The organism is Rhodanobacter sp. OR87 (assembly GCF_000473345.1).
In the GTDB taxonomy this organism is placed as follows: Bacteria; Pseudomonadota; Gammaproteobacteria; order Xanthomonadales; family Rhodanobacteraceae; genus Rhodanobacter; species Rhodanobacter denitrificans.
Genome location: NZ_AXBJ01000007.1, coordinates 77,274 through 99,699 on the forward strand (window position 1 = coordinate 77,274; position 22,426 = coordinate 99,699).

Genomic DNA, 22,426 nt, shown 5'->3' on the forward strand with positions numbered 1-22,426 from the left:
GTGTGTCGCAGCACGCGTGAGGACGAGTGCAGGGACGAGTATAGCCGATCCTTCGCCGCTGCGTGCGCTGGCGGGACGTTAAGCTGAACGGCGCATCGCGATCATCTCAGCGGTGCGGTTGCGCCACGATCAGATAGCTGTTGAACGGCGTGTGCCCGCGCAGCGGTTCGATGCGCACCTCGAGCCCGGCGTCCTCCAGTGGCGCGCGCACTTCGCCGGCACTCGGATAGTGCTGCGCACCGCCGGGAATCCAGCCCGAAACGCGCAGGAAAAACTCCTCGACGCGGGTGGCATGGAAGCGCCAGGTCGGTTCGCGCAGCACGTTGCGGATGATCAGGCAGCCATCGGGCGCCAGATGCCGGACGGCTTCCCGCAGCAGGACGGGCTGGCGTTCGGCGGGCAGGTAGTGCAGTACGTCGAGCAGCGCGACGTGGCCGTGCATCGGCGGCAGTTCGGCCACGTCGGCATGACGCAGGCTGATCGAGGCGCCGAGTCCGGCACGCTGCGCGGCCCGTTGCCCGGCCGCGATCTTGCGCGCATCGTGATCCAGTCCGAGGTAAGGCTGGGCATGGTCCCGTGCGTGCAGGTACAGCCCGAGCAGGCCGATGCCGCAGCCGATGTCGAGCAGCGGCATCGCCGTGCCGGCCACCAGCGCGGCGGTGGCCGCGTAGACCGGGTCGCCGGCCAGTTTGCTCCGGACGTAGCCGCGCTGCAGAGGGCTGTCGTACAGCTGGGCGATGCGCTGGCGGCCGTGGCGATCCACATCCGGGCTCCGCTGTTCGGTGGTGACCAGCCTAGGCCATCGGGTGCACGAGTACCATCGTCGCCGGCACGCCCCGTGCGTGCAGTCCCGTTCGAGGAGAGACCGATGTCGCTGCTTGCACCCTTGCGTGAACTCGATACTGTCCAGCGGCACACGGTGCTGGCCAGTTTCCTGGGCTGGACACTGGATGCGTTCGACTATTTTCTGCTGACCTTCGTCATCGTCACGGTGGCGAAGGAGTTCGACGTGGGTACGGCGCAGATCACCTACGCGCTGTTCCTGACCCTGGCGGCGCGGCCACTGGGCGCGCTGCTGTTCGGGCGGTTGGCCGATCGTTTCGGGCGGCGGCCGATCCTGATGCTCGACGTGATCCTGTTCTCGCTGTTCGAATTCGCCACGGCGTTTGCCTCGTCGCTGACCGCGCTGCTGGTGCTGCGTTTCCTGTTCGGCGTCGCGATGGGCGGCGAATGGGGCATCGGCGCGTCGCTGGCGATGGAGTCGATCCCGGCGAAGGCGCGCGGCGCGGTGTCCGGCCTGCTGCAAAGCGGCTACCCGTGCGGCTTCTTTCTCGCCGCGCTGGCGAACTGGTTGCTGGTCGACCACATCGGCTGGCGCGGCCTGTTCGTGGTCGGCGCGCTGCCGGCGCTGCTGGTGCTGTACATCCGCCGCAAGGTGCCGGAGTCGGCGGTATGGCAGGAGGGCGCGCGGGCGGCGAAGCGGCCCGGCTTGCGGGAGGCCATGCGCGGGCACTGGAAGCTGGCGATCTACCTGATGCTGCTGATGATGGCGTTCAACATGTTCAGCCACGGCTCGCAGGACATGTACCACACCTTCGAGGAGGTGAACCTGCACCTGCCTACCGGCTCAGCCACGGCCTTCGTGCTGGTGGCGCTGCTCAATCTCGGCGCGCTGACGGGCGGTCTGTATTTCGGCGCGCTGTCGGAGCGGATCGGCCGGCGCAAGGCGATGATGATCGCCGCGTTGCTGGCGATACCGGTGATTCCGCTGTGGACGTACGGCGGCTCGCTGATCCTGCTGGGGTTGGGCGCGTTCCTGATCCAGGTGATGGTGCAGGGCGCCTGGGGCGTGGTGCCGAGCCATCTGAACGAGCTGTCGCCGGCCGCACTGCGCGGCACCTTGCCCGGGTTTGCGTACCAGATGGGCAACCTGCTGGCGGCGGTCACCGCCACCGCGCAGACCTGGCTGGCGCAGCGCCATGGCGGCGATTTCGCGTTCGCGATGGCGCTGTGGATGGTCTTGGTGGCGCTGCTGCTGACCTTGCTGCTGTGGCTGGGGCCGGAGGCGCGCGGGATAGGCTTCGGTCACCGCGAGTCCTAGCGTCGCCGGGCTACTGCTAGAATCCGCCGTTTGATCCCATCGACGAGACAGGCAATGAAGGCTGGCAAGGACAAGGTCATCGCACTCCACTACACGCTGACGGTGGATGGCGAAAAGGTTGAGAGCTCGCACGATCGCGACGAGCAGTTGTGGATCCTGCTGGGGCACGGCCAACTGATCCCGGGCCTGGAAACGGCGCTGGAAGGGCATGCGTCCGGCGAGACGCTGAGCGTGGACGTGGCGCCGGCCGATGCTTACGGCGAACGCCAGGAGGGCCAGATCCAGCGCATGTCGAAGAAGTACTTCCCGCAGGCGAACCGGCTCAAGCCGGGCATGACGACCGTGCTGCAGCTGAAGCAGGGCGGCCAGCGCGCGGTGACCGTACACAAGGTCGGCATGAGCGCGATCGACGTGGACCTGAACCACCCGATGGCCGGCAAGACCCTGCATTTCGACGTGGCCATCGGTGAAGTGCGCGACGCCACCGAGGAAGAGATCGCCCACGGCCACGCCCATGCGCCGGGCAGTGCAGAGCACTGACCCCGCTTCAATGAAGCCAACGCGATAACGGCGCCCTCGGGCGCCGTTATTCGTTCGCCCCTTCTCCAACCGGGAGAAGGTTGGGATGAGGGTGCCGGTCCGTCCCTCGATCTATCAGCTGCCTGCTTCGCTGTTTCGGAAGATTCGGGAAGGGCGCTCCCCGCACCACCCTCAATCCAGCACCCGCTTCCCATAGGCGAAATGGCCGCCCCAGTACGGCCCGTCGATGTCGTCCAGCCGCACCGTGCCGCCGCTGTTCGGCGCGTGCACGAAGCGGCCCTTGCCGACGTACACGCCGACATGGCTGATCGCGCCGCCGATGTCGAAGAACACCAGGTCGCCGCTGGCCAGCTGGGTCATCTTGCGCACCTTGCGGGCGTCCATCGAGGCCATGTCGCGCGAGGTGCGCGGCAGCTTGATGCCGGCGGCGGTGCGGTAGATGTAGTCGACCAGGCCGCTGCAGTCGAAGCCGCCGGCGGGCGTGTTGCCGCCCCAGCGGTACGGCGTGCCGACCAGGCCGATCGCGCGGAACAGGATGTCGTTCGCTTCCCCAGCGCTGGCGGCCGAAGGTGCGCGCGGCGGCAGCTCGGCCAGTGCCGAGTGCGAGGCTTTGTAAGTGGGCTGGCGCCGTTGCGGACTGCTGGCGCACGCAGCCAGCAAGGCGATCGCAGAGAAAAGCAGCACCCAGCGTGCGACCTGCGGCAGCGCTAACGACAAGGGAAATCGGGCGACGGGCTGCGGACTCACGAGACAACCTCGGCGTGGGGCGTGCCGAGGTTATCAATTCAATAATTCATATGCAAATCAATACGCTTTTTTGCATTTTAAATTCAGTTTCTCAACTCAATCCTTGTTGGCTCCGTCCGGAAGTGGCGTCAGGTCGAATTTGACCGGCACACGCGCATAGCCATCGACCGGCTTCCCGTCCTTCATCTGCGGATTGAAGTGCCATTGCCTTGCCGCATCACTGGCGGCGGCGATCAGGTCAGCAGACGTGGTGGTGCTGTGCTTAGGGTCGTAGGCGATGGTGCCCACCGTACCGTCGGCATGGACCTGGACCGTGAGCAGTACCGTGCCTTGCTCGTTGTTCTTGATCGCCGGAGCCGGGTAGCGGGGCTGGAGTTTTGCGTTGTAGGTCAGGTCCGATTCGGCTTGCCGATCGGACGATGGCCCAGTGCTGGCCTGGACCACGAATACGCCGCCTGCCATCAGCGTGGCGAGTGCAAGACAACCGATGCGACGGCGCAGGGCGCCGGGACGATGACGCTGGATCATGGTGAGTCGCTCCTTGAGTTGTGGCTCGGCGAGCCAGGGAATCAGCGCCGGTGCGGGGGACATGCCGGCGCTGTGCAGCAAGGTTTGCGCGTAGCCCGCTTCATCCTGCGGCGAGTGGCGCAGCACGCGTTCGTCGCAGGCCAGCTCCTGATCGAGCCGGAAACGCGGCAGCGCCAGCCACATCAGCGGATGGAACCACAACAGCGCGCCGGCCAGCTCGGCCAGCAGGTTCCACAGCGCATCGCCGCGACGCAGGTGGGTCAGTTCGTGACGCAATACCAGCCGACGCTCGGTGGCGCCGAAACGCTGCATGAAATCTGGCGGCAGCAGCAACAGGCTGCGTGGCGCCCATAGCACGGCCGGACCGGCCGGATGCAGACGCAGGCGGTGCGGGTCGAGCGTGTCCATTGCCGACCGCAAGGCCGGCTGCCATGCCTCCGGTAGCGGACGGCTGTGCCGATGAAGTTTCAGGTACTGCACGACCAGACGCAGCAGGCAGAACAGCACGCCAGGCAACCACGCCGACGCCAGCCAGATCCCTCGCGAGCCGTGGTGGGCCGGAGCGACGGCCATGGCGAGGTTGCCGGACAGCACCTCGATGCTCGGCAACGTCAGCAGAGGGGCTGGCAGTGTCGGTATCCAGGGTAGCGTTGCCATCAACGGCGGCAACAGCCACAGCGTGAAGGCCGGTCCCGCGCCGAAGCCGCGGCGCAGCGGGCGTCGCACCAGCAGCACCAGGAAAATCGCCGCGGTCACCAGCAGCAAGGAGCGCAGCGCGGCGGCATCCATGTCAACGGTCCTTCTTCTCGATGGCGTCGAGCAGCTTGCGCAGTTCGGCAATGTCCTTCGCGCCCAGTTTCTCGTGGGCACTGAAATGCACCAGCAGCGGCGAAAGCCGACCGCCGAACACACGATCGAGCAGACTGCGGCTTTCCTGCGATTGCCATTGCCCGCGGGTCAGCGTGGGCGAATAGAGGTAGCGCCGGCCATCCCGCTCGGCAGCTACCGCGCCCTTGCCGAGCAGGCGGCTGAGCAGGGTGCGGATGGTTTTCTCGTGCCAGCCGGTGGGTTGCAGCAGTGCGGCGACGATCTCCTCGGAGGTTCGCGGAGCCTGCTGCCACAGCAGCTCCATGACCCGGCTCTCGGCTTCGCTGATGGCAATGGGTTTGTCCGGCATGAGCGTCCCGCCATTGGATTACATGTGTAGTTCAAAACGAAGACTACGCGTGTAATTCTTTTGTGGCAAGCGTCTGCGCAACGCGCAGGAAAGCGGACGGATCGGGGCCGTGCCTGGACGGGGTTGGCGCGATGTCCCGGAAGAGCCAGGGAGTACCGCCGCGGACGGCAAGCTCTTGCCGCCTGGACGTCCCGGACATGTTTGAAGACACGCGGTGCCACGACAGAACCCTGGCAGACCAGGGTTGCACGATGGCCTTGCCGCGGCGGCCCAACGAGGAAACTCTCCGGGAACAACCTGCCCGCGACGATCTTCCGAGTTGCCGCGTCATTGGCGCCCGAGGCCGCAACCGACAACGAGCGGGCGAAATCGCCGGGCGTGGAACCGATGGCGCAGACCAGACCACCATCCGGGTCAATCGAGACGCCGCCGCCAGCAGGGTGCAAGCGGGTAGGCGCGCTGTTGGCGGCCGCAAGGCGGATCGAGTCAGGGAGTCGCGACCGCTATGGTGTGTTCGTTCATGGTCCGCCCGTCGGCGCCGATGCTGCGTAACCGGTAGGTGCCGGGGCGCAGGTAAAGTACATTTTTCGCATGGCGCAGGAAGAGATAGCGGTCGGCGGCAATGGCGTTGGCGGATTCCGTGGCGTAATGCGCCTCGACCAGACACGGAAATTTCTGCTCGCAGGACTCGCTGTCGACGGGCACGGCGACGCGCTGGCCGCCGAGCGAGAGCCAGTCGGGCCGGTGGCCGTTGTTGGCAGGCGGCAGCACGGCGCGCTTCTCGCCGTCGATCGACAGCCAGAGCGGGCCTTGCGTGTAATCGGAAGGCACCGGGTTGGCCGGCGGCAGAATGATGTTGAGGTCGTATGCGCCGGGCCTGGCACTCCATGGGGTGTGGTCGGCGGTCCGCAGAAGCGCGATCGGTCCGCTGGGGTGGAACGTGGCGACGATCCGGGTGTAAATACCGGTCACCGGGCGTGCCGGCAGGTCACCGGGGCCATTGGAGTTCAGTGATTGCCTGGCCGTTTGCGTGAGCGTCTCGTATTTCCGCAAGGCGTGCCGGAACGCGTGGTACGCCAAGGCTTCATTCTCCGGATTTTCTTCCCGGACGTCGGTCTGGTCGACCGACAGGGGATCGAGGCCGCTGAGCTTGCTCAATTGCATCGCCATCGGCCTGGTCGAGCCGATCCGGCCGCGCTGCTTGTCGATGTGGGCATAACCGGCGTGCACGAAGAGCTTCGCCTCGGGGTTGTGGGCAAAGACCTGCTCGTACAGGTTCCTGGCCTGGCCGTCCTCGCGGCCCTGCGGCGTGGCATCGACCGCTTCATAGGGAACGATGACGTAGCCCAGCCGGATGGCCTCGCGCACGATGTCGCCGTACAACGGCTCGTGGAGGTATTCGCTGCCGCTGCTGGTCACCGGGTAGCCGCGTTTCATGAGTGGAACATCCCGACGGTCGAGGGCTTCGGCGGCGAAGTGCGTGTAGCCTTCCGCACGCAGGCGCGGCAGCAGCATCAGGGTCAGCTCGCGGGTATGACCGTCGTGATGGGCCTCGTTCACCATCACCAGGCGCCGGTTGCGGGCCAGCGCGGCGATGGCATCGACCCCGTCCACCGCCTGCCAGCGATCGGCTTGCGGTGCGGTCAATCCTTTTGGCAGTTCGTTGCGCAGCGGGAAATCGCGAACCGCCTCGCTGTAAAGCCCCAGCTCGTTTTCGCTGAAGGCCAGCATCTGCTGGGCGAGCGACTGGTCGTTGCCGGTCAGCTGGGGCGTTGTCGCGATGAGGTAATCGTACCGGGCCAGTTCTCCGCTCAACGACTGCAGTTGATCGAACAGATTCGGCGGCGCTTCTTTTTGCGCGGCGTGAGCTCCGGTGCAGGCGATTGCAAGTGCCAGCAGGATCCATGTGGCGGCAGACGGGCGCTGATGCATGATTTTTCACCTGCGATGCGTTATCCGAATCCAGACTAGGTTTCCCCGATGTGCCACGCAAGGAACGTCATTGGGTTTTCCTGATGGCTTGACGTTCGTTGGTCGTGATGACCTGCTCGGACAGGGTTCTGCGGCGGATGTCCCATGCGCGCAGCCGGTAGTGGCCGGGCCTCACAGCTTGCTCACGGTGTCGTCCTGCATGAAGGCGTAGCGGTCGGCGGCGATCGCGCTCCCGTCTTCGTCGGCATAGTGCGCGTCGACGACGCAGGGCGTGGTGACGCGGCACAGGGTCGTGCTGGTCGTGTACGGGAGGCGTTCACCGTGCAGGGTGAGCCATTCCGGGCGCTGCGTGTTGACGAGGTGCGCCAGCATGGGCTGGTTGCGGACGGGAATCAATCGGAACAGCGCTCTGGCCGGCATATGCAACCCCCCGTGGATGATCCGGGGCTAGCGTGCCGGCGTATGCTCCGGCAGGCAAGCGCCTGCCGGCCCGGCGGGCGGACTGGGTACAATGCGCCGATGGCCCCATTCACCCTGCAGCGCGGTCGCGCACCGTTGTTGATCAGCCTGCCGCACGACGGCAGCTTCATTCCCGACGATATCGCCGCACGGATGCACTCGGCGGCGCGCCGTGCGCCGGACACCGACTGGCATGTCGGTCGGCTGTACCAGCCGTTGGCCGAAGCGTTGGGCGCCAGCGTGCTGAAGCCGCGGGCGTCGCGCTACGTCGTCGACCTGAATCGTCCCGCCGACGGCCATGCGTTGTATCCCGGGCAGCGCGAGACTGGCCTGGTTCCCTTGATTGGTTTCGATGGTAAACCCCTGTACCGGGACGGCGCCGAGCCGGATGCCGCCGAAATCCAACGGCGCATAAACGATTGCTGGCAACCCTACCATCAGGCCATCGCGCAGGAACTTGCACGGCTGTGCGCCGAGCATGGCCGCGCGGTGTTGTGGGAAGGGCATTCGATCCGCAGCCGGGTGCCCATGCTGTTCGAAGGTCGGTTGCCGGACTTCAACCTCGGCACGGCGGCTGGGGCCAGCTGCACCCCCGCGCTGCAGGATCGGTTGCAAGCCTGCCTGGCGTCGCAGTCGCGCTTCGATTTTGCCGTCAACGGCCGCTTCAAGGGCGGCTACATCACGCGCCACTACGGCACGCCCGCGACCGGCGTGCAGGCCGTGCAGCTGGAACTGGCCCAGCTCAATTACATGGACGAAGCGAGCTTCGCGTACGACGAGGCGAAAGCGCCCGAGGTGCAGGAGCTGATCGGCCGGATGCTGCAGCTCTGCCTGGCATGAGCGCAAGGAATTGCGGGCACGATCGGCTGCCGTGAAAGTCAAGATCCCGTGCGCCTGTCGCGCGGGAAAGTCCGTGTTCCATTCAGCCCTGGTATTCCCTCGCCGTCGCATCGTCGGTTCGTCGCGCCGCCCGAGTTGCCGGGTTCCGGCCGGGTCCGCGATACCTTCATTGTCCGAGGCTCGACATCATGATGCGTAAACTTCTGACCGCTGCCCTGCTCGTGGCGGGCGTTGTGCTTTCCGGTTCCGTGCTGGCCCAGGCCGCTGCTGCCCCGCAGGCAGCTGCTCCGGCGGCGCAGGCAGCCCCGGCGGCGGCTCCCGCTGCTGCAGCGGACGCCGCGCCGAAAACGGCCATGCACCACAAGTCGCACCACAAGTCCCATCATCACAAGAGCCACAAGGCGGCTGCAGACGCAGCACCGGCGCCTGCGTCGACGGCGGGTTGATGCGGTCGTAGCAGCCCGGAACCCCGCCGGAGCCATCCGGCGGGGTTTTTCATGTGCAGCTGGTTCGCGTGCCGCTTGCAGGGCTCAGTGCGGCGGCGCCGGCAAGGCGGCGATGCACTTCAGCTCGATCGCGATCGGCGTGGGCAGGGCGTCGATGCCCACCGTGGTGCGGCAGGCGTCGACGCCGGCGAAATACTCGGCGTAGAGACGGTTGTAGGCGGCGAAGTCGCGCTGCATGTCGGTAAGGAACACGGTGACGTCGACCAGGTCCTCCCAGCGTGCGCCGCTGGCTTCGAGCACGGCGCGCACGTTGGCGAACACCTGCCGGCACTGCGCCTCGATGTCGTAGCCGGCCAGGCGGCCGTCCGCGTCGTGCACGTTGCCGGGAATCGCATTGCTGCCGGGTTGGCGCGGGCCGACGCCGGACAGGAACAGCAGGTTGCCGACGCGCCGCGCGTGCGGGTAGGCGCCGACCGGCGCAGGGGCGGCGTCGGTGCGGATGCTGTCGCTGCTCACGCGGCGCCTTCCCAGCGGCGAGTGAGTTCGATCACTGCCTGCTGGTAGGCCTCAGGCAATTGTTCGCGGCTGCGCACGTCCAGGCCCAGGTCGTGGATATGCCCATTGTCGAGGCCATAGATCCACGCATGCACGGCCAGCTGCTGGCCACGCTCCCACGCCTCGCGCACCACCGTGGTGTGGCATACGTTGAGCGCCTGTTCCAGCGCGTTGAGTTCGCACAGGTGTGCATGCCGAATCGCGAACGATTGCGCCGGGTCGAGCTTGTCGGCGTGCTTCATGGCGATGTCGGTGATATGCCTGAGCCAGTTATCGATCAGGCCGAGGCGGCTTTCCTTCAGCACCGCACCGACGCCGCCGCAGCCGTAGTGGCCGACCACCAGGATGTGCTTCACCTTGAGCACGTCGACCGCGAACTGGATGGTGCTGAGCGCGTTGAGGTCGGTGTGCACCACCACGTTGGCGACGTTGCGGTGCACGAAGATCTCGCCCGGCGGCAGGTCGACGATCTGCGTGGCCGGCACGCGTGAATCCGAGCAGCCGATCCACAGGTAACGCGGCGCCTGCTGCTGCGAGAGTTGTTCGAAAAAGGTCGGGTCCTGCGCGGTGACCTGGGCGGCCCAGCGGCGGTTGTTGGCAAGCAGATCTTTCAGTGAATTCATCAGGACTCCATGGGTTCGCGCCAGCGTGTCCTAGCGCTGCGGCGGGGTCGCAGCGTAGGCAAGGCAGATGTTTTTCGGTTCGGTGAAAAAGTGCAGCGCTTCGCTGCCGCCCTCGCGACCAAGCCCGGATTGCTTGACTCCGCCGAACGGCGTGCGCAGGTCGCGCAGCAGCCAGCAGTTGATCCAGACGATGCCGAATTCGAGCAGGGCGGCGAGCCGGTGCGCACGCGCGAGGTCCTGCGTCCACAGCGAGGCGGCCAGGCCGTAGCGGCTGTCGTTGGCGATCGCCAGCGCCTCGGCTTCGTCCTCGAACGGGATCAGGCTGACCACCGGGCCGAAGATCTCCTGCTGGTTGGTCGGCGCCGCGGACGGCAGGCCTTCGAACACGGTCGGCGCGATGAACCAGCCGCCGGCGCAGCGGCCGGGCAGGCTGAGCGCGCCGCCACCGCAGAGCACGCGGCCGCCTTCGGCGCGGGCCTGTTCGATGCAGCCGAGCACCTTGTCGTAGTGCGCCTGCGAGACCATCGCGCCGAGGTCGCTGCCGGCGTCGTTCGGATCGCCCACGCGCAGTGCCTGCACGCGCGCCAGGTAGCGCTGGCGAAAGGCGTCGTAGATCGAGCGCTGCACCAGCAGGCGCGAGCCGCACAGGCAAATCTCGCCCTGGTTGGCGAAGCCCGAGCGCACGATGGTGTCCAGGTTTGCGTCGGACAGCTCGGCATCGGCGAACACGATCGCCGGGTTCTTGCCGCCCATCTCCAGCGAGACTTTCTTGAACTGCGCAGCCGCGATGGCGGCGATCCGTGCGCCGGTGGCCGTGCTGCCGGTGAAGGAGACCGCCTTCACCGCCGGGTGTTCCACGATCGCCTCGCCCACGCTAGGGCCGCGGCCCTGCACGATGTTCAGCACGCCGGGCGGGAAGCCGGCCTGGATGCTCAGCTCGCCGAGCAGGGCGGCGGTGCACGGCGTCACCTCCGACGGTTTGGCCACCACCGTGCTGCCGGCGGCCAGCGCCGGCGCGATCTTCCAGCTGAACAGGTACAGCGGCAGGTTCCACGGACTGATGCAGCCGACCACGCCGAGCGGCTGGCGCAAGGTGTAGTTGATCGCGCCGATGCCGCTGGCGCCGGCTTCCATCGCGTGCGATTCGCTGCCCCAGCCGACGATCGCGGCGGCGAAGTAGCGCAGGTTGCTGACCGCGCGCGGGATGTCGAGCCGGCGCGCGAGGCCCAGCGGCTTGCCGCTGTCGCGCGATTCCAGTGCGGCGAATTCCTCCAGCCGTGCCTCGACCAGGTCGGCCAGCCGGTTCAGGTAGTGCGCACGCTGCTCGATCGGTGTACCGGCCCATCCCGGCGCGGCGCGGCGGGCGGCGTCCACCGCCGCGGCGACATCCGCCGTCGACGAATCGGGGCAGTGCATGAAAACCTGACCGGTCGCCGGATCGTGCACATCGAGCCAAGCATCGAGGTGGGGCGCCTGCAGGCGACCATCGATCAGATTGGCTAGGCGCGGGGTGGACATCGTTGCAAGCTTAAAACCAGCGTGCCGCAATTGCACCGGACGCCGGCGTATGCGCCGGCAGGAAACGGGGCGACGACGACGGGTCGCTCAGCTCAACGCGCGGGTGCGGCCACCGTCCACCGCGATGCTGACGCCGTTGACGTAGGCGGCGGCGGGCGTGCACAGGAACGCGATCACCGCGGCCACTTCGCCGGCTTCGCCGAAGCGGCGGGCCGGCACCGAGGCCAGCATGGCCTGGGCGATCGCGTCCTCGTTGCGTCCGCTGGCCGCGGCCTGCGCGGCGAGCAGGCTGTCGAGGCGCTGGGTGCGGGTGTAGCCGGGCAGCACGTTGTTGACGGTGATACCGTCGGCGGCCAGTTCGGCGGACAGGGTCTTGGCCCAGCCGGCAACGGCGGCGCGCACAGTGTTGGACACGCCCAGCCCGGCGATCGGTTCCTTCACCGAGGTGGAGATCACGTTGACGATGCGGCCGTAGCCGCTCTGGCGCATGCCGGGCAGCAATGCCTGCAGCAGCACCTGGCCGGCCAGCAGGTGCTGCCGGAACGCGGCCTCGAAGGCCGCAGGCTCCGCGCTGTGGGCCGGGCCGCCCGGCGGGCCGCCGCTGTTGTTGATCAGGATATGTACCGGGGCGCGGGCGGCGAGGTCGGTGGCGGTGGCCTGCAGGCCGGCGGTGTCCAGCATGTCCACGCTGCGCCAGTCGTGCCGTTGCCCGGCATGCGTCCGTGGCAGGCTTTCGGCGGCGGCCTGGAGCCGGTCGCCCGAGCGCGCCAGCAGGGTGACGCTGGCACCCAGTTCGGCCAGCTCGATCGCGCTGGCGCGGCCGATGCCCTGCGAAGCGCCGCAGACCAGCGCGTGACGTCCACCCAGATCCAGTTGCATGTCCCTAGGCTCCTTCAGTGCACCCACAGCCGCATGGCCAGCGCGGCGAGCCAGCACAGCCAGCCCAGCCACTGACTGTAGCGCCACACCAGGCGCCAGCGGTTGATCGCGGCGTCGCCCAGCGCGGGCAGGGCCGGTGAGCGCAGCACCTGCTGCATGCTGGCCCATACACGGAACCCGGAGAGCCGGCCCTGCGCGGCGTTGGCGATGACCTGCCAGTGTTGCGGGTAGCGCGTGCGCAGCAGCGCGGCGACCCGGAACGGCGCCACGTACGACAATACGAACAGGCCGACGCCGCTCACCAGCAGGGCGAGATAGAGGACGATCATGGCGGACTGTGGCCGGTCTTGCCGGCGCTGCCGTTGCTCCAGGGCAGCGGCAACACGGTGCGCAGGGTGTTGAGCACGCCGTCGCCCTTCGCCGCCTTCTTGCAGATCGCGTTGTCGAGCGCCTTCTCGTAGGTCTTGTTCATCAGGCCGACCCACAGCGTACCGTCCGGTCCATGCGGGATGCTGAAGCTGCCGGTGGAATTCATCTGCAGCGAGGCGGCGCTGGAAGCGGAGAACGACGCCGGCGACTGCTCCCAGTAGGTCTTGCCCGACTGCTGCTCGGCCGAGCTGTAGACCAGCAGGTAGCGTGCCTGCGCGCTGTCGATGCTGAGGCTGCCGAAGGCGCCGGTGGTCTCGTCGCCCCAGCCCATGTGCTCGCACAGCCCGATGTCTTCCGAGCGGATCGGCTGGAAGCCCGCGTCCAGCAGCACCACGGTCGGTGCGAACAGGTAGCTGGCATGCAGCCAACGGCCGTTCAATTCCGACTTCATGGCCACCTTGTACGGCAGTTTCAGTTCGGTGGGCAGGCGGAAGGCGAGAAAATAGCTCTGTGTGCCGTTGAGGTTGGCCACCATGCTGCCGCGGCCCAGCACGAACTTCTGCGGTTGCCACGGCAGCAGGTTGCGGTAGGAAAAGTCGGCGAAGCTGCTGCAGCACGGGCTGGCCTGCATCAGCTGCAACTGGGCCAGCTTCAGCGCATCGCCGGTGTTTTCCGACGGCGGACGCAGGTTCGGCGGCAGCAGGGCCTTGGCGTTGTGGCAGCCGCCCAGCAGGGCGGCGAAGGCCAGTACGGCGGCGATGGCGGGGAGTCGAAGCGGCATGGGCAAGGGTCGCTCAGAAGTCGGCCGTCCCGGCGGCACGGGGGTAGGGAATGGCATCGCGGATGTTGGACAGTCCGCAGATGTACACCAGCAGGCGCTCGAAGCCGAGACCGAAGCCGGCATGCGGTACCGTGCCATAACGGCGCAGGTCGCGATACCAGCCATAGGCTGCCGGGTCGAGGCCGAACTGGACCATGCGGCGATCGAGGTAGTCCAGCCGCTCCTCGCGCTGGCTGCCGCCGATGATCTCGCCGATGCCCGGCGCCAGCACGTCCATTGCCGCGACGGTCTTCTCGTCATCGTTCAGCCGCATGTAGAACGCCTTGATCGCCTCAGGGTAGTTCATGACGACCACCGGGCGGCCGATATGTTTCTCGGCCAGGTAGCGTTCGTGCTCGGTCTGCAGGTCGATGCCCCAGGCTACGGGATACTCGAACTTCTGCCCGGACTTCTGCAGGATCGTGATGGCGTCGGTGTAGTCGATGCGCTCGAACGGCTTGGCGATGAACGCCTCCATCCGGCTGATCGCATCCGGCTGCACGCGCTCGGCGAAGAACGCCATGTCGTCCGGGCGCTCGTCCAGCACGGCCTTGAAGATCGCCTTGAGGAACGCCTCGGCGCAGTCCGCGTCGGCGGCGAGGTCGGCGAACGCGATTTCCGGCTCGACCATCCAGAACTCGGCCAGGTGGCGCGGCGTGTTGGAGTTCTCGGCGCGGAAAGTGGGACCGAAGGTGTAGACCTTGCTCATCGCCAGCGCGTACGCCTCGACGTTGAGCTGGCCGGACACGGTGAGGAACGCCTCGCGGCCGAAGAAATCCTTGCGGAAGTCGATCTTGCCGTCGGGCAGGCGCGGCAGGTTGGCCAGGTCCAGCGTGGACAGGCGGAACATGTCGCCGGCACCCTCGGCGTCGGAGGTGGTGATGATCGGCGTGTTGATCCAGAAGAAGCCCTGTTCGGTGAGGTGGCGGTGGATCGCCGTCATCATGGTGTGGCGCACCCGGGTCACCGCACCGAACAGGTTGGTGCGCGGGCGCAGGTGGGCCACCTCGCGCAGGAATTCCATGGTGTGCTGCTTGGGCTGGATCGGGTAGGTCTCCGGGTCGTCGACGAAGCCGGTGACCTGCACGCTGTCGGCCTGCAGTTCGAACGCCTGGCCCTTGCCCTGCGACGGCACCAGCGTGCCGCTGACGATCACGCCGGCGCCGGCGGTGAGGTGCTTCACCTCGCTGTCGTAATTGGCCAGCGTGGCCGGCACCACCGCCTGGATCGGGTCGAAGCAGGAGCCGTCGGTGACGTTGACGAAAGACAGGCCGGCCTTGGAGTCGCGGCGGGTGCGCACCCAGCCGCGCACGGTCACCGCGCTGCCGGCATCGAGCTTGCCGGAAAGAGCCTGCTTCACGCTGCATAGCGTCGGACTGACCACAGCCATCGGTTGAAACTCCTGCTGATGCGCCGCACGTCGGCGCGTAGATGATGAACGGCGCGCGCGGCGGCGCCGCAAGGCCAAACCGGCATGATAATGTAGGCATCGCCCGCGCCGCGACTTTCCGGGCCATCCATCGAGGTCGACACCCAGCGCCATGAGCATCACCATCACTCCCGCCGCCAACGAACGCATGCGCCACTTCCTGGCTGGCACGCCGACCGCGGCCGGCGTGCGTTTCGGGGTCCGCCGCAGCGGCTGCTCCGGCTTCGCGTACGTGGTGGATCTGGCCGATGCGGTCGGCGAGGGCGATTCCCTGGTCGAGGTGGACGGGCTGCCGTTGATCGTCGATGACAAGAGCCTGTCCCTGGTCGACGGCACGGTGATCGACTTTCAGCGGCAGGGACTCAACGCCAGCTTCGTGTTCCACAACCCGAACGCCACCGGCGAATGCGGTTGCGGCGAGAGTTTCACGGTGGGTTGAGCGAGGCGGTACTTGTGCGCTCATCCCTGGGCGCGAAGGTCAAAAAGCGGCCATCCGTGGCCGGACCTTTCAAGTCCCGTCTGCTCTTTCGTGGGCGCATGAGCCGGAAGGCGGTCATCCGTGACGGTACTCTTCAGATTCAGTCACTTGCGCGGCATCGCGCATTCCACGTAGAATTCCGCTTCTGTCCGCGCCCCAGCCGGCGCCGGCAGGACACTTGCCTCACCGCACCGGCGGGAGGCTGCGAGGCCGCAAGGCCGCATCCACAAGGAGTCAACCTACAATGACCCTGCGTCATTACGAAGTTGTGTTCATGGTCCATCCGGACCAGAGCGAGCAGGTCCCCGCGATGCTCGAGCGCTACAAGGCGCTGATCGAGACCGACGGCGGCAAGATCCACCGCCTGGAAGACTGGGGGCGCCGCCAGCTGGCCTACCCGATCGTCAACCTGGCCAAGGCGCATTACGTGCTGCTCAACATCGAAGTGAGCCAGAACGCGCTGAACGAGCTGGAGTCGGGTTTCCGCTTCAACGACGCCGTGCTGCGCCACCTGGTGATCCGTCGCGACGAGGCCGACACCGAGCCGTCCTTCATCCTGAAGTCGAAGGAGAAGGACGATGCCAAGTCCACCCGCCGTCGCGACGACGAGGGTGAGGGCGAGGGCCGCGGCCACGACCGCGACAACGATCGCGACAGCGACGACTGATCAGGAGCACAGCCATGTCCAAGTTTTTCCGCCGCCGCAAGTTTTGCCGCTTCACTGCCGAGGACGTGAAGGAGATCGACTACAAGGATCTCAACACCCTGCGCCAGTACGTCACCGAGAATGGCAAGATCGTGCCCAGCCGCATCACCGGCACCAAGGCCCGCTATCAGCGCCAGCTGGCCACCGCGATCAAGCGTGCGCGCTTCCTCTCGCTGCTGCCGTATACCGACAACCACGACGTCTGATTGAAAAGCAGGGAATAGGGAGCAGGGAATAGGGAGTTGGTTGCCTCGCGGCACCTGCTGTTCCTGTTCCCCATTTCCCCTTCCCGGAAATTCGGACAACCGTCCTCTGGCTGCGCCGGGCCACACCGGCGCTAACGAACAGGAAAGCATCATGGAACTCATTCTTCTGCAGAAGGTCCGCAACCTCGGTACGCTCGGCGACAAGGTCGTCGTGAAGCCGGGTTACGGGCGCAACTACCTGCTGCCGCAAGGCAAGGCCGTGCGCGTCAATGCCGCCAACCTGGCCGCGTTCGAGCAGCGTCGCGCCGAATACGAGGCGAAGGCCAACACCATGCTGGCCAATGCCGAGTCGCGCAAGGCCAAGCTGGCCGATGCATCGGTCACCATCGCCGCACACTCCAGCGCCGAAGGCAAGCTGTTCGGCTCGGTTGGTCCGCGCGACATCGCCGAGGCGCTGGTCGCCGCCGGCCACGAAGTCCACAAGAACGAAGTTATCCTGGGCGAAGGCCCGCTGCGCAACGTTGGCGAGTACGACGTGGTGGTGAGTCTGCACGCCGACGTGCAGACCACGGTCAAGGTGGTCGTGGTCGGCGACAAGTAAGCCGTACGCCATCCGCGTGGTGGAACGAACGGGCGCCGCGAGGCGCCTGTTTGTTTTTGGAGGCCGGGAATAGGGAATGGAGAATGGGAAACGGCCGGAGCGTCGCGGTTCCTGCCTTCGATTCCCCGTTCCGTGTTCACAGGTTTTATCCCCATCAACCCACAGCTTATCCACAAGGTTGTTGTATCGACGGTTGAGACGCCGCCGCGCATCATGGTGTCCGTGTGGCTACCCGCGACATGTCGGTGCATCGCGTGCCGCTCGCGGGGTAATTTTTCGAGGTAAGTCGATGTCCTTCGTGCCCGAGCGCAAACCTTCCTCTCCCGCCATCGAGGCACTGCGGGTGCCGCCGCATTCCATCGAGGCCGAGCAGGCGGTGCTGGGTGGCCTGATGCTGGCGCCGGATGCGCTGGACAAGGTGGCCGACCGGCTCGCCGAGGATGACTTCTACCGCAAGGACCACCGGCTGATCTGGCGTGCGATCAACGAGCTGGCGAACAAGGGCATGCCGTGCGACGCGGTGACCCTGGGCGACTGGTTCGAGAGCAACGGCCTGGCCGAGATGGTCGGCGGCGCCGGCTACCTGATCGAGCTGGCCAACAGCACGCCCAGCGCCGCCAACATCGCCGCCTACGCCGAGATCGTGCGTGAGAAATCGGTGCTGCGCCAGCTGATCGACGCCGGCACCTCGATCACCGAGGACGGCTACCGGCCCGAGGGCAAGAGCGTGCACGAGGTGCTGGAAAGCGCCGAGCAGCGCGTGTTCCACATTGCCGAATCCGGCGCGCGCGGCAAGAAAGACTCCGTCTCCATGCGCGAGGCGGTGAAGGACGCGTTCCGCTTGCTCACCGAGCGCTACGAGAACCGCGGCCAGCTGACCGGCGTCAGCACCGGCTTCACCGACCTGGACAGGCTCACCTCCGGCCTGCAGCCGTCGGACCTGATCATCGTGGCGGCGCGCCCGTCGATGGGCAAGACCGCCTTCGCGCTGAACATCGCCGAGGCCGCCGCGCTGGGCGGCAAGAAGGCGGTGGTGGTGTTCTCGATGGAAATGTCCTCCTCGCAGCTGGCATTCCGGCTGATCTCCTCGGTCGGGCGCATCCACCAGCAGCATCTGCGCAACGGCGACCTGCAGGAGGAGGACTGGCCGCGCGTGTCCAATGCGATCGCGCTGCTGTCCGAAGCGAAGATCTTCATCGACGACACGCCTGGCCTGTCGCCGGTGGAGCTGCGCTCGCGCGCGCGCCGGCTGCACCGCGAGCACGGCGGGCTGGGCCTGATCGTGATCGACTACCTGCAGCTGATGCAGGTGCCCGGCAACAAGGAGAACCGCGCCACCGAGATCTCGGAGATCTCGCGCTCGCTGAAGGGGCTGGCCAAAGAGCTGAACGTGCCGGTGATTGCCCTGTCGCAGTTGAACCGCTCGCTGGAGCAGCGCGCCGACAAGCGTCCGATGATGTCCGACCTGCGCGAATCCGGCGCGATCGAGCAGGACGCCGACGTGATCATGTTCATCTACCGCGACGAGTACTACAACAAGGAATCGCCCGACAAGGGCGTCGCCGAGATCATCATCGGCAAGCAGCGCAACGGCCCCACCGACACCTGCAAGCTCACCTTCCTCGGCCACTACACCCAGTTCGTGAACTACGCGTCGGATTCGTTCGTCGGCTCGTTCGACTGAGCGCAAGGAAACCGCGCGGCGAAAACGGACAGCTTTTCGCGCCGATACGTCTCGTCGCCTGCGATGATCGCGTGCCAAGCTCGCTTCATCCACGCATCCAGCCGGGAACCCGCATGGCCAAAGCCAAGACCGCCTACGTCTGCACCGATTGCGGCGCCGAACACCCGAAGTGGCAAGGTTCATGCGCCGAGTGCGGCGCCTGGAACACGCTCAGCGAGATCGTGCTGGCGCCGGCCTCGGCGGCGAAGCCGTCGGTGGGCGCGCAGCGCTCCAGCTACGCCGGTGCCGCCGCCGGCGCGCCGCGCATCACGCCACTGACCGCGGTGGCGCTGACCACCGAGGCGCGCACGCTGACCGGTATTGGCGAACTGGACCGCGTGCTGGGGGGCGGCCTGGTCGAGGGTTCGGTGGTGTTGATCGGCGGCGACCCCGGCATCGGCAAGTCCACCCTGCTGCTGCAGATGCTGGGCACGCTGGGCGCGCATCTGTCCAGCGTCTATGTCACTGGCGAGGAATCGCTGGCGCAGGTGGCCGCACGCGCGCAGCGCCTGGGCCTGCCGTTGGAGCCGCTGCAGGCGCTGGCCGAAACCTGCATCGAGCGCATCCTCGAACAGGCCGCGGCGATGCGCCCGCGAGTGCTGGTGATCGACTCGATCCAGACCATCTGGACCGAACTGCTAACCGCCGCGCCCGGTTCGGTGTCGCAGGTGCGCGAGTCGGCGGCCAAGCTCACCCGCTACGCCAAGGAGACCGGCACCTCGGTGTTCCTGGTCGGCCACGTCACCAAGGAAGGCGGCATCGCCGGCCCGCGCGTGCTCGAGCACATGGTCGACGCAGTGCTGTATTTCGAGGGCGAATCCGGTTCGCGCTTCCGCGTGCTGCGCGCGTTCAAGAACCGCTTCGGCGCGGTCAACGAACTGGGCGTGTTCGCGATGAGCGACAAGGGCCTGCGCGAAGTGCCGAACCCGTCGGCGATCTTCCTGTCCGCGCACGCGGGGCCGACTTCGGGCAGCGCCGTGATGGTCACCCGCGAGGGCACCCGGCCGCTGCTGGTGGAGGTACAGGCGCTGGTCGATCAGTCCTCGCTGGGCAACCCGCGCCGGGTCACCCTGGGGCTGGAGCAGAACCGGCTGGCGATGTTGCTGGCCGTGCTGCACCGGCATGGCGGCGTGGCGGCCTACGACCAGGACGTGTTCGTCAACGTGGTCGGCGGCATCCGCGTGCAGGAAACCGCCGCCGACCTGCCGGTGCTGCTGGCGGTACTGTCGTCCCTGCGCGACCGGCCACTGCCGGAGCACACCATCGCCTTCGGCGAAGTCGGCCTGTCCGGCGAGATCCGCCCGGTGCCGAACGGCGAGGAGCGCCTGAAGGAAGCTGCCCATCACGGCTTCCGCCGCGCCATCGTGCCGAAGGCGAACGCGCCGAAGAAGGGTCGCGTCGGCGAGATGGAGGTGGTCGGGGTGGAGCGCTTGAGCGAGGCGATCGACGCCTGCCGCTGAACGTTGCCGCTACATCCCCCGGTGCAGAATCAGTTCCAGCACCGCCTTGCTGCCGAAGAACGCCAGCACCAGCACGGCCATCCCGATCAGGGTCAGGTTGACTGCGCGCGCGCCGCGCCAGCCGTGCCGCCAGCGGCCGTACAGCAGCACGCCGAACACCAGCCAGGCGCCGATCGACAGCACGGTCTTGTGCGCCAGGTGCTGGCCGAACAGGTTGTCGACGAACAGCACGCCGGTGAGCAGGGTCAGCGTAAGCAGCACGAAGCCGGCGCTGATCAGGCGGAACAGCAGGGTTTCGGTCAGGGTCAGCGGCGGCAGCGCGCGCAGCCAGCGGCCGAACTGGCGATGGCGCAACGCCCGCTCCTGGAGCGCCAGCAGGATCGCCAGCGCCGCGGCGATCGACAGCACGCCGAACGCGAGCAGGGCCACCGTCACGTGCAGCTTGATCTGCCAGTCCATCGGCTGCGGCAGGGTGGGCGGCGCCAGGAAGCCATCCAGCGCGAGCAGCGCGGCGGTCAGCGGGAACACGATGACGCCGAGCGCGGCGACCGGACGCGAGGCGTTCACCAGCAGGGTCAGTGCCGAGACGACGAACGCGACCAGCGACAGCGCGGCGAAGAAGTGCAGGTCCAGCGCGCCGCGGTGCATGCCCAGCAGGATGCCGGCGTGGATCAGCACGGCGCTGCCGGCCAGCGCCAGCGCCAGCCGGTTCAGCGGTTGCCCGCCGCCCAGCAGCGGGCGCGCCAGCCCGGCAGCGGCGGCGAGATAGAGCACGATGGCGAGCAGGGCAAGAACGTGGAGGGTCATGGCCGCGCAGTGTCGCACAGGGTCGTGCCGGCATGCATGCGGAGCGGAGCGATCCGTCCGCTATAATCGGCCACTTTCCCGTTTGCCGGTTTCGCCATGTTCGAGTCGCTCAGCCAACGCCTTTCCACCACCGTCAATCGCCTGCGCGGTCGCGGCCGGCTGACCGAGGAGAACATCCGCGAAGCCCTGCGCGAGGTGCGCATCGCGCTGCTGGAGGCGGACGTGGCGCTGCCGGTGGTGCAGGCGCTGATCCAGCGCATCAAGGTACGCGCGGTCGGCCAGGACGTGACCAAGAGCCTGTCGCCGGGCCAGGCGCTGATCAAGGTGGTCAGCGACGAGCTGACCGTGGTGATGGGCACTGCCAACACCGAGCTGAACCTGGCCCAGCAGCCGCCGGCCGTGGTGCTGATGGCCGGCCTGCAGGGCGCCGGCAAGACCACCACGGTGGCCAAGCTGGCGCGATTGCTGACCGAGCGCAAGAAGAAAAAGGTGATGGTGGTCAGCTGCGACGTCTACCGCCCGGCCGCCATCGAGCAGTTGCGCACGCTGGCCGAGCAGGTCGGGGTGAAGTTCTTCCCGTCCGCGGCGGGTCAGGATCCGGTGCAGATCGCCAGGGACGCGATCGCCGCTGCGCGGCGCGAGGTGGTCGATGTGCTGCTGGTCGATACCGCCGGCCGCCTGCACGTGGACGAGGCGATGATGGCCGAGATCAAGGCGCTGCACGCCGCGGTCACGCCGATCGAGACCCTGTTCGTGGTCGATTCAATGACCGGCCAGGACGCCGCCAACACCGCCAAGGCATTCAACGAGGCGCTGCCGCTGACCGGCGTGATCCTGACCAAGACCGACGGCGACGCCCGCGGCGGTGCCGCGCTGTCGGTGCGCTACGTCACCGGCAAGCCGATCAAGTTCCTCGGCGCCGGCGAGAAGAGCGACGCGCTGGAGCCGTTCCACCCGGATCGCCTGGCCCAGCGCATCCTCGGCATGGGCGACGTGCTGTCGCTGGTCGAGGAGGTCGAGCGCAAGGTCGACCAGGACAAGGCGCAGAAGCTGGCCCAGAAGGTGATGAAGGGCAAGCGCTTCGACCTGAACGACATGAAGGACCAGTTGGAGCAGATGGGCAACATGGGCGGCCTGGCCGGCCTGATGGACAAGCTGCCCGGCGTGTCCAGCCTGCCGGACAGCGTCAAATCGAAAGTGAACGATGGCGAGATGAAGCGCATGATCGCGATCATCAGCTCGATGACGAAGAAGGAGCGCCGCCATCCGGATTTGCTGAACGGCTCGCGCCGCGCCCGCGTGGCGCGCGGTTCAGGCACCCAGCCGGCCGACGTCAACCGCCTGCTGAAGCAGTACATGCAGATGGAAAAGATGATGTCCAAGCTGTCCAAGGGTGGCAGCAAGGGCCTGCTGCGGCAGATGCGCGGCGCCATGAAGGGCATGGGCGGCATGGGCGGGCTGCCGCCGATGCGCTGAGGGCGG

25 protein-coding genes are annotated in these 22,426 nt (G+C 67.1%); 11 read left to right on the top strand and 14 right to left on the bottom strand.

Annotation, left to right across the window (positions count from 1 at the left end):
• Positions 1-106 precede the first annotated feature (106 nt).
• Complete coding sequence (locus RHOOR87_RS0108515; protein ID WP_027484786.1) at positions 107-763, bottom strand: class I SAM-dependent methyltransferase; 657 nt, start codon at positions 761-763, stop codon at positions 107-109.
• A 105-nt stretch (positions 764-868) separates the two neighbouring features.
• On the opposite strand from RHOOR87_RS0108515, the gene RHOOR87_RS0108520 reads away from it, so the two are divergent.
• Positions 869-2,101 carry an MFS transporter gene (locus RHOOR87_RS0108520; RefSeq protein ID WP_027484787.1) on the top strand — a complete coding sequence of 411 codons (1,233 nt, stop codon included), beginning with the start codon at positions 869-871 and terminating at the stop codon, positions 2,099-2,101.
• Positions 2,102-2,155: 54 nt separating this feature from the next.
• Positions 2,156-2,641, top strand: a complete 486-nt coding sequence (locus tag RHOOR87_RS0108525; RefSeq protein WP_027484788.1) for a peptidylprolyl isomerase — start codon at positions 2,156-2,158, stop codon at positions 2,639-2,641.
• A gap of 171 nt (positions 2,642-2,812) precedes the next feature.
• On the opposite strand, the gene RHOOR87_RS0108530 is transcribed toward RHOOR87_RS0108525, so the two are convergent.
• The 5 genes from RHOOR87_RS0108530 to RHOOR87_RS20735 all read right to left on the bottom strand — a co-directional run bounded on the left by RHOOR87_RS0108530 (position 2,813) and on the right by RHOOR87_RS20735 (position 7,397).
• Positions 2,813-3,358, bottom strand: a complete 546-nt coding sequence (locus tag RHOOR87_RS0108530; protein WP_027484789.1) for a C40 family peptidase — start codon at positions 3,356-3,358, stop codon at positions 2,813-2,815.
• 126 nt (positions 3,359-3,484) lie between these two features.
• Positions 3,485-4,705 carry a TonB family protein gene (locus RHOOR87_RS0108535; RefSeq protein ID WP_015447189.1) on the bottom strand — a complete coding sequence of 407 codons (1,221 nt, stop codon included), beginning with the start codon at positions 4,703-4,705 and terminating at the stop codon, positions 3,485-3,487.
• 1 nt (position 4,706) lies between these two features.
• Positions 4,707-5,093 (bottom strand): BlaI/MecI/CopY family transcriptional regulator, encoded by a 387-nt coding sequence (locus RHOOR87_RS0108540; RefSeq protein WP_015447190.1) that lies wholly within the window; start codon positions 5,091-5,093, stop codon positions 4,707-4,709.
• Positions 5,094-5,579: 486 nt separating this feature from the next.
• Positions 5,580-7,025 (bottom strand): hypothetical protein, encoded by a 1,446-nt coding sequence (locus RHOOR87_RS0108545; protein ID WP_015447191.1) that lies wholly within the window; start codon positions 7,023-7,025, stop codon positions 5,580-5,582.
• Between the two features lie 171 nt (positions 7,026-7,196).
• Positions 7,197-7,397 (bottom strand): hypothetical protein, encoded by a 201-nt coding sequence (locus RHOOR87_RS20735; protein WP_027484791.1) that lies wholly within the window; start codon positions 7,395-7,397, stop codon positions 7,197-7,199.
• 147 nt (positions 7,398-7,544) lie between these two features.
• Here RHOOR87_RS20735 and hutG point away from each other — a divergent pair, with 147 nt between their 5' ends.
• Both hutG and RHOOR87_RS19800 read left to right on the top strand, forming a co-directional pair.
• On the top strand, positions 7,545-8,324 hold the full coding sequence (hutG, locus tag RHOOR87_RS0108555) for an N-formylglutamate deformylase (protein ID WP_015447193.1): 780 nt from the start codon (positions 7,545-7,547) through the stop codon (positions 8,322-8,324).
• A gap of 188 nt (positions 8,325-8,512) precedes the next feature.
• Positions 8,513-8,770 carry a hypothetical protein gene (locus tag RHOOR87_RS19800; protein ID WP_155950211.1) on the top strand — a complete coding sequence of 86 codons (258 nt, stop codon included), beginning with the start codon at positions 8,513-8,515 and terminating at the stop codon, positions 8,768-8,770.
• A gap of 84 nt (positions 8,771-8,854) precedes the next feature.
• On the opposite strand, the gene RHOOR87_RS0108560 is transcribed toward RHOOR87_RS19800, so the two are convergent.
• The 7 genes from RHOOR87_RS0108560 to asnS form a co-directional block, all read right to left on the bottom strand.
• Positions 8,855-9,286 (bottom strand): Rid family hydrolase, encoded by a 432-nt coding sequence (locus RHOOR87_RS0108560; RefSeq protein WP_015447194.1) that lies wholly within the window; start codon positions 9,284-9,286, stop codon positions 8,855-8,857.
• A complete protein-coding gene (gene can / locus RHOOR87_RS0108565) occupies positions 9,283-9,948 on the bottom strand; it encodes a carbonate dehydratase (RefSeq protein WP_015447195.1) in 666 nt (221 codons plus the stop codon). Before can ends, RHOOR87_RS0108560 begins: the two co-directional genes overlap by 4 nt.
• Positions 9,949-9,978: 30 nt before the next feature.
• A complete protein-coding gene (locus tag RHOOR87_RS0108570) occupies positions 9,979-11,466 on the bottom strand; it encodes an aldehyde dehydrogenase (RefSeq protein ID WP_027484792.1) in 1,488 nt (495 codons plus the stop codon).
• Between the two features lie 87 nt (positions 11,467-11,553).
• The gene (locus RHOOR87_RS0108575; protein ID WP_007510479.1) at positions 11,554-12,345 is read right to left on the bottom strand and encodes an SDR family NAD(P)-dependent oxidoreductase; all 792 of its coding nucleotides are present in this window, start codon (positions 12,343-12,345) and stop codon (positions 11,554-11,556) included.
• A gap of 14 nt (positions 12,346-12,359) precedes the next feature.
• Entirely contained in the window at positions 12,360-12,674 is a 315-nt protein-coding gene (locus RHOOR87_RS0108580; protein WP_027484793.1) for a hypothetical protein, read from the bottom strand.
• Entirely contained in the window at positions 12,671-13,495 is an 825-nt protein-coding gene (locus tag RHOOR87_RS0108585) for a MalM family protein (RefSeq protein ID WP_027484794.1), read from the bottom strand. Before RHOOR87_RS0108585 ends, RHOOR87_RS0108580 begins: the two co-directional genes overlap by 4 nt.
• 13 nt (positions 13,496-13,508) lie before the next feature.
• Positions 13,509-14,924, bottom strand: coding sequence for an asparagine--tRNA ligase (asnS, locus tag RHOOR87_RS0108590; protein WP_015447199.1), 1,416 nt, complete (start codon positions 14,922-14,924; stop codon positions 13,509-13,511).
• A 151-nt stretch (positions 14,925-15,075) separates the two neighbouring features.
• Between asnS and RHOOR87_RS0108595 the strand changes: the two genes are divergently transcribed.
• The 6 genes from RHOOR87_RS0108595 (at position 15,076) to radA (ending at position 20,137) form a co-directional block, all read left to right on the top strand.
• Positions 15,076-15,402 carry an iron-sulfur cluster assembly accessory protein gene (locus RHOOR87_RS0108595; protein ID WP_007510487.1) on the top strand — a complete coding sequence of 109 codons (327 nt, stop codon included), beginning with the start codon at positions 15,076-15,078 and terminating at the stop codon, positions 15,400-15,402.
• Between the two features lie 283 nt (positions 15,403-15,685).
• Entirely contained in the window at positions 15,686-16,108 is a 423-nt protein-coding gene (gene rpsF / locus RHOOR87_RS0108600; protein WP_007510489.1) for a 30S ribosomal protein S6, read from the top strand.
• Positions 16,109-16,122: 14 nt separating this feature from the next.
• Positions 16,123-16,353, top strand: a complete 231-nt coding sequence (gene rpsR, locus RHOOR87_RS0108605; RefSeq protein WP_007081973.1) for a 30S ribosomal protein S18 — start codon at positions 16,123-16,125, stop codon at positions 16,351-16,353.
• A 151-nt stretch (positions 16,354-16,504) separates the two neighbouring features.
• The gene (gene rplI / locus RHOOR87_RS0108610; RefSeq protein WP_015447200.1) at positions 16,505-16,954 is read left to right on the top strand and encodes a 50S ribosomal protein L9; all 450 of its coding nucleotides are present in this window, start codon (positions 16,505-16,507) and stop codon (positions 16,952-16,954) included.
• Positions 16,955-17,243: 289 nt separating this feature from the next.
• A complete protein-coding gene (locus tag RHOOR87_RS0108615) occupies positions 17,244-18,638 on the top strand; it encodes a replicative DNA helicase (RefSeq protein WP_007510500.1) in 1,395 nt (464 codons plus the stop codon).
• Positions 18,639-18,751: 113 nt separating this feature from the next.
• Entirely contained in the window at positions 18,752-20,137 is a 1,386-nt protein-coding gene (radA, locus tag RHOOR87_RS0108620) for a DNA repair protein RadA (RefSeq protein WP_007510503.1), read from the top strand.
• Between the two features lie 9 nt (positions 20,138-20,146).
• Here radA and ccsA read toward each other — a convergent pair whose 3' ends face one another.
• Positions 20,147-20,944 (bottom strand): cytochrome c biogenesis protein CcsA, encoded by a 798-nt coding sequence (gene ccsA / locus RHOOR87_RS0108625; RefSeq protein ID WP_007510505.1) that lies wholly within the window; start codon positions 20,942-20,944, stop codon positions 20,147-20,149.
• Positions 20,945-21,040: 96 nt separating this feature from the next.
• Between ccsA and ffh the strand changes: the two genes are divergently transcribed.
• On the top strand, positions 21,041-22,420 hold the full coding sequence (ffh, locus tag RHOOR87_RS0108630; protein WP_015447204.1) for a signal recognition particle protein: 1,380 nt from the start codon (positions 21,041-21,043) through the stop codon (positions 22,418-22,420).
• Positions 22,421-22,426 lie beyond the last annotated feature (6 nt).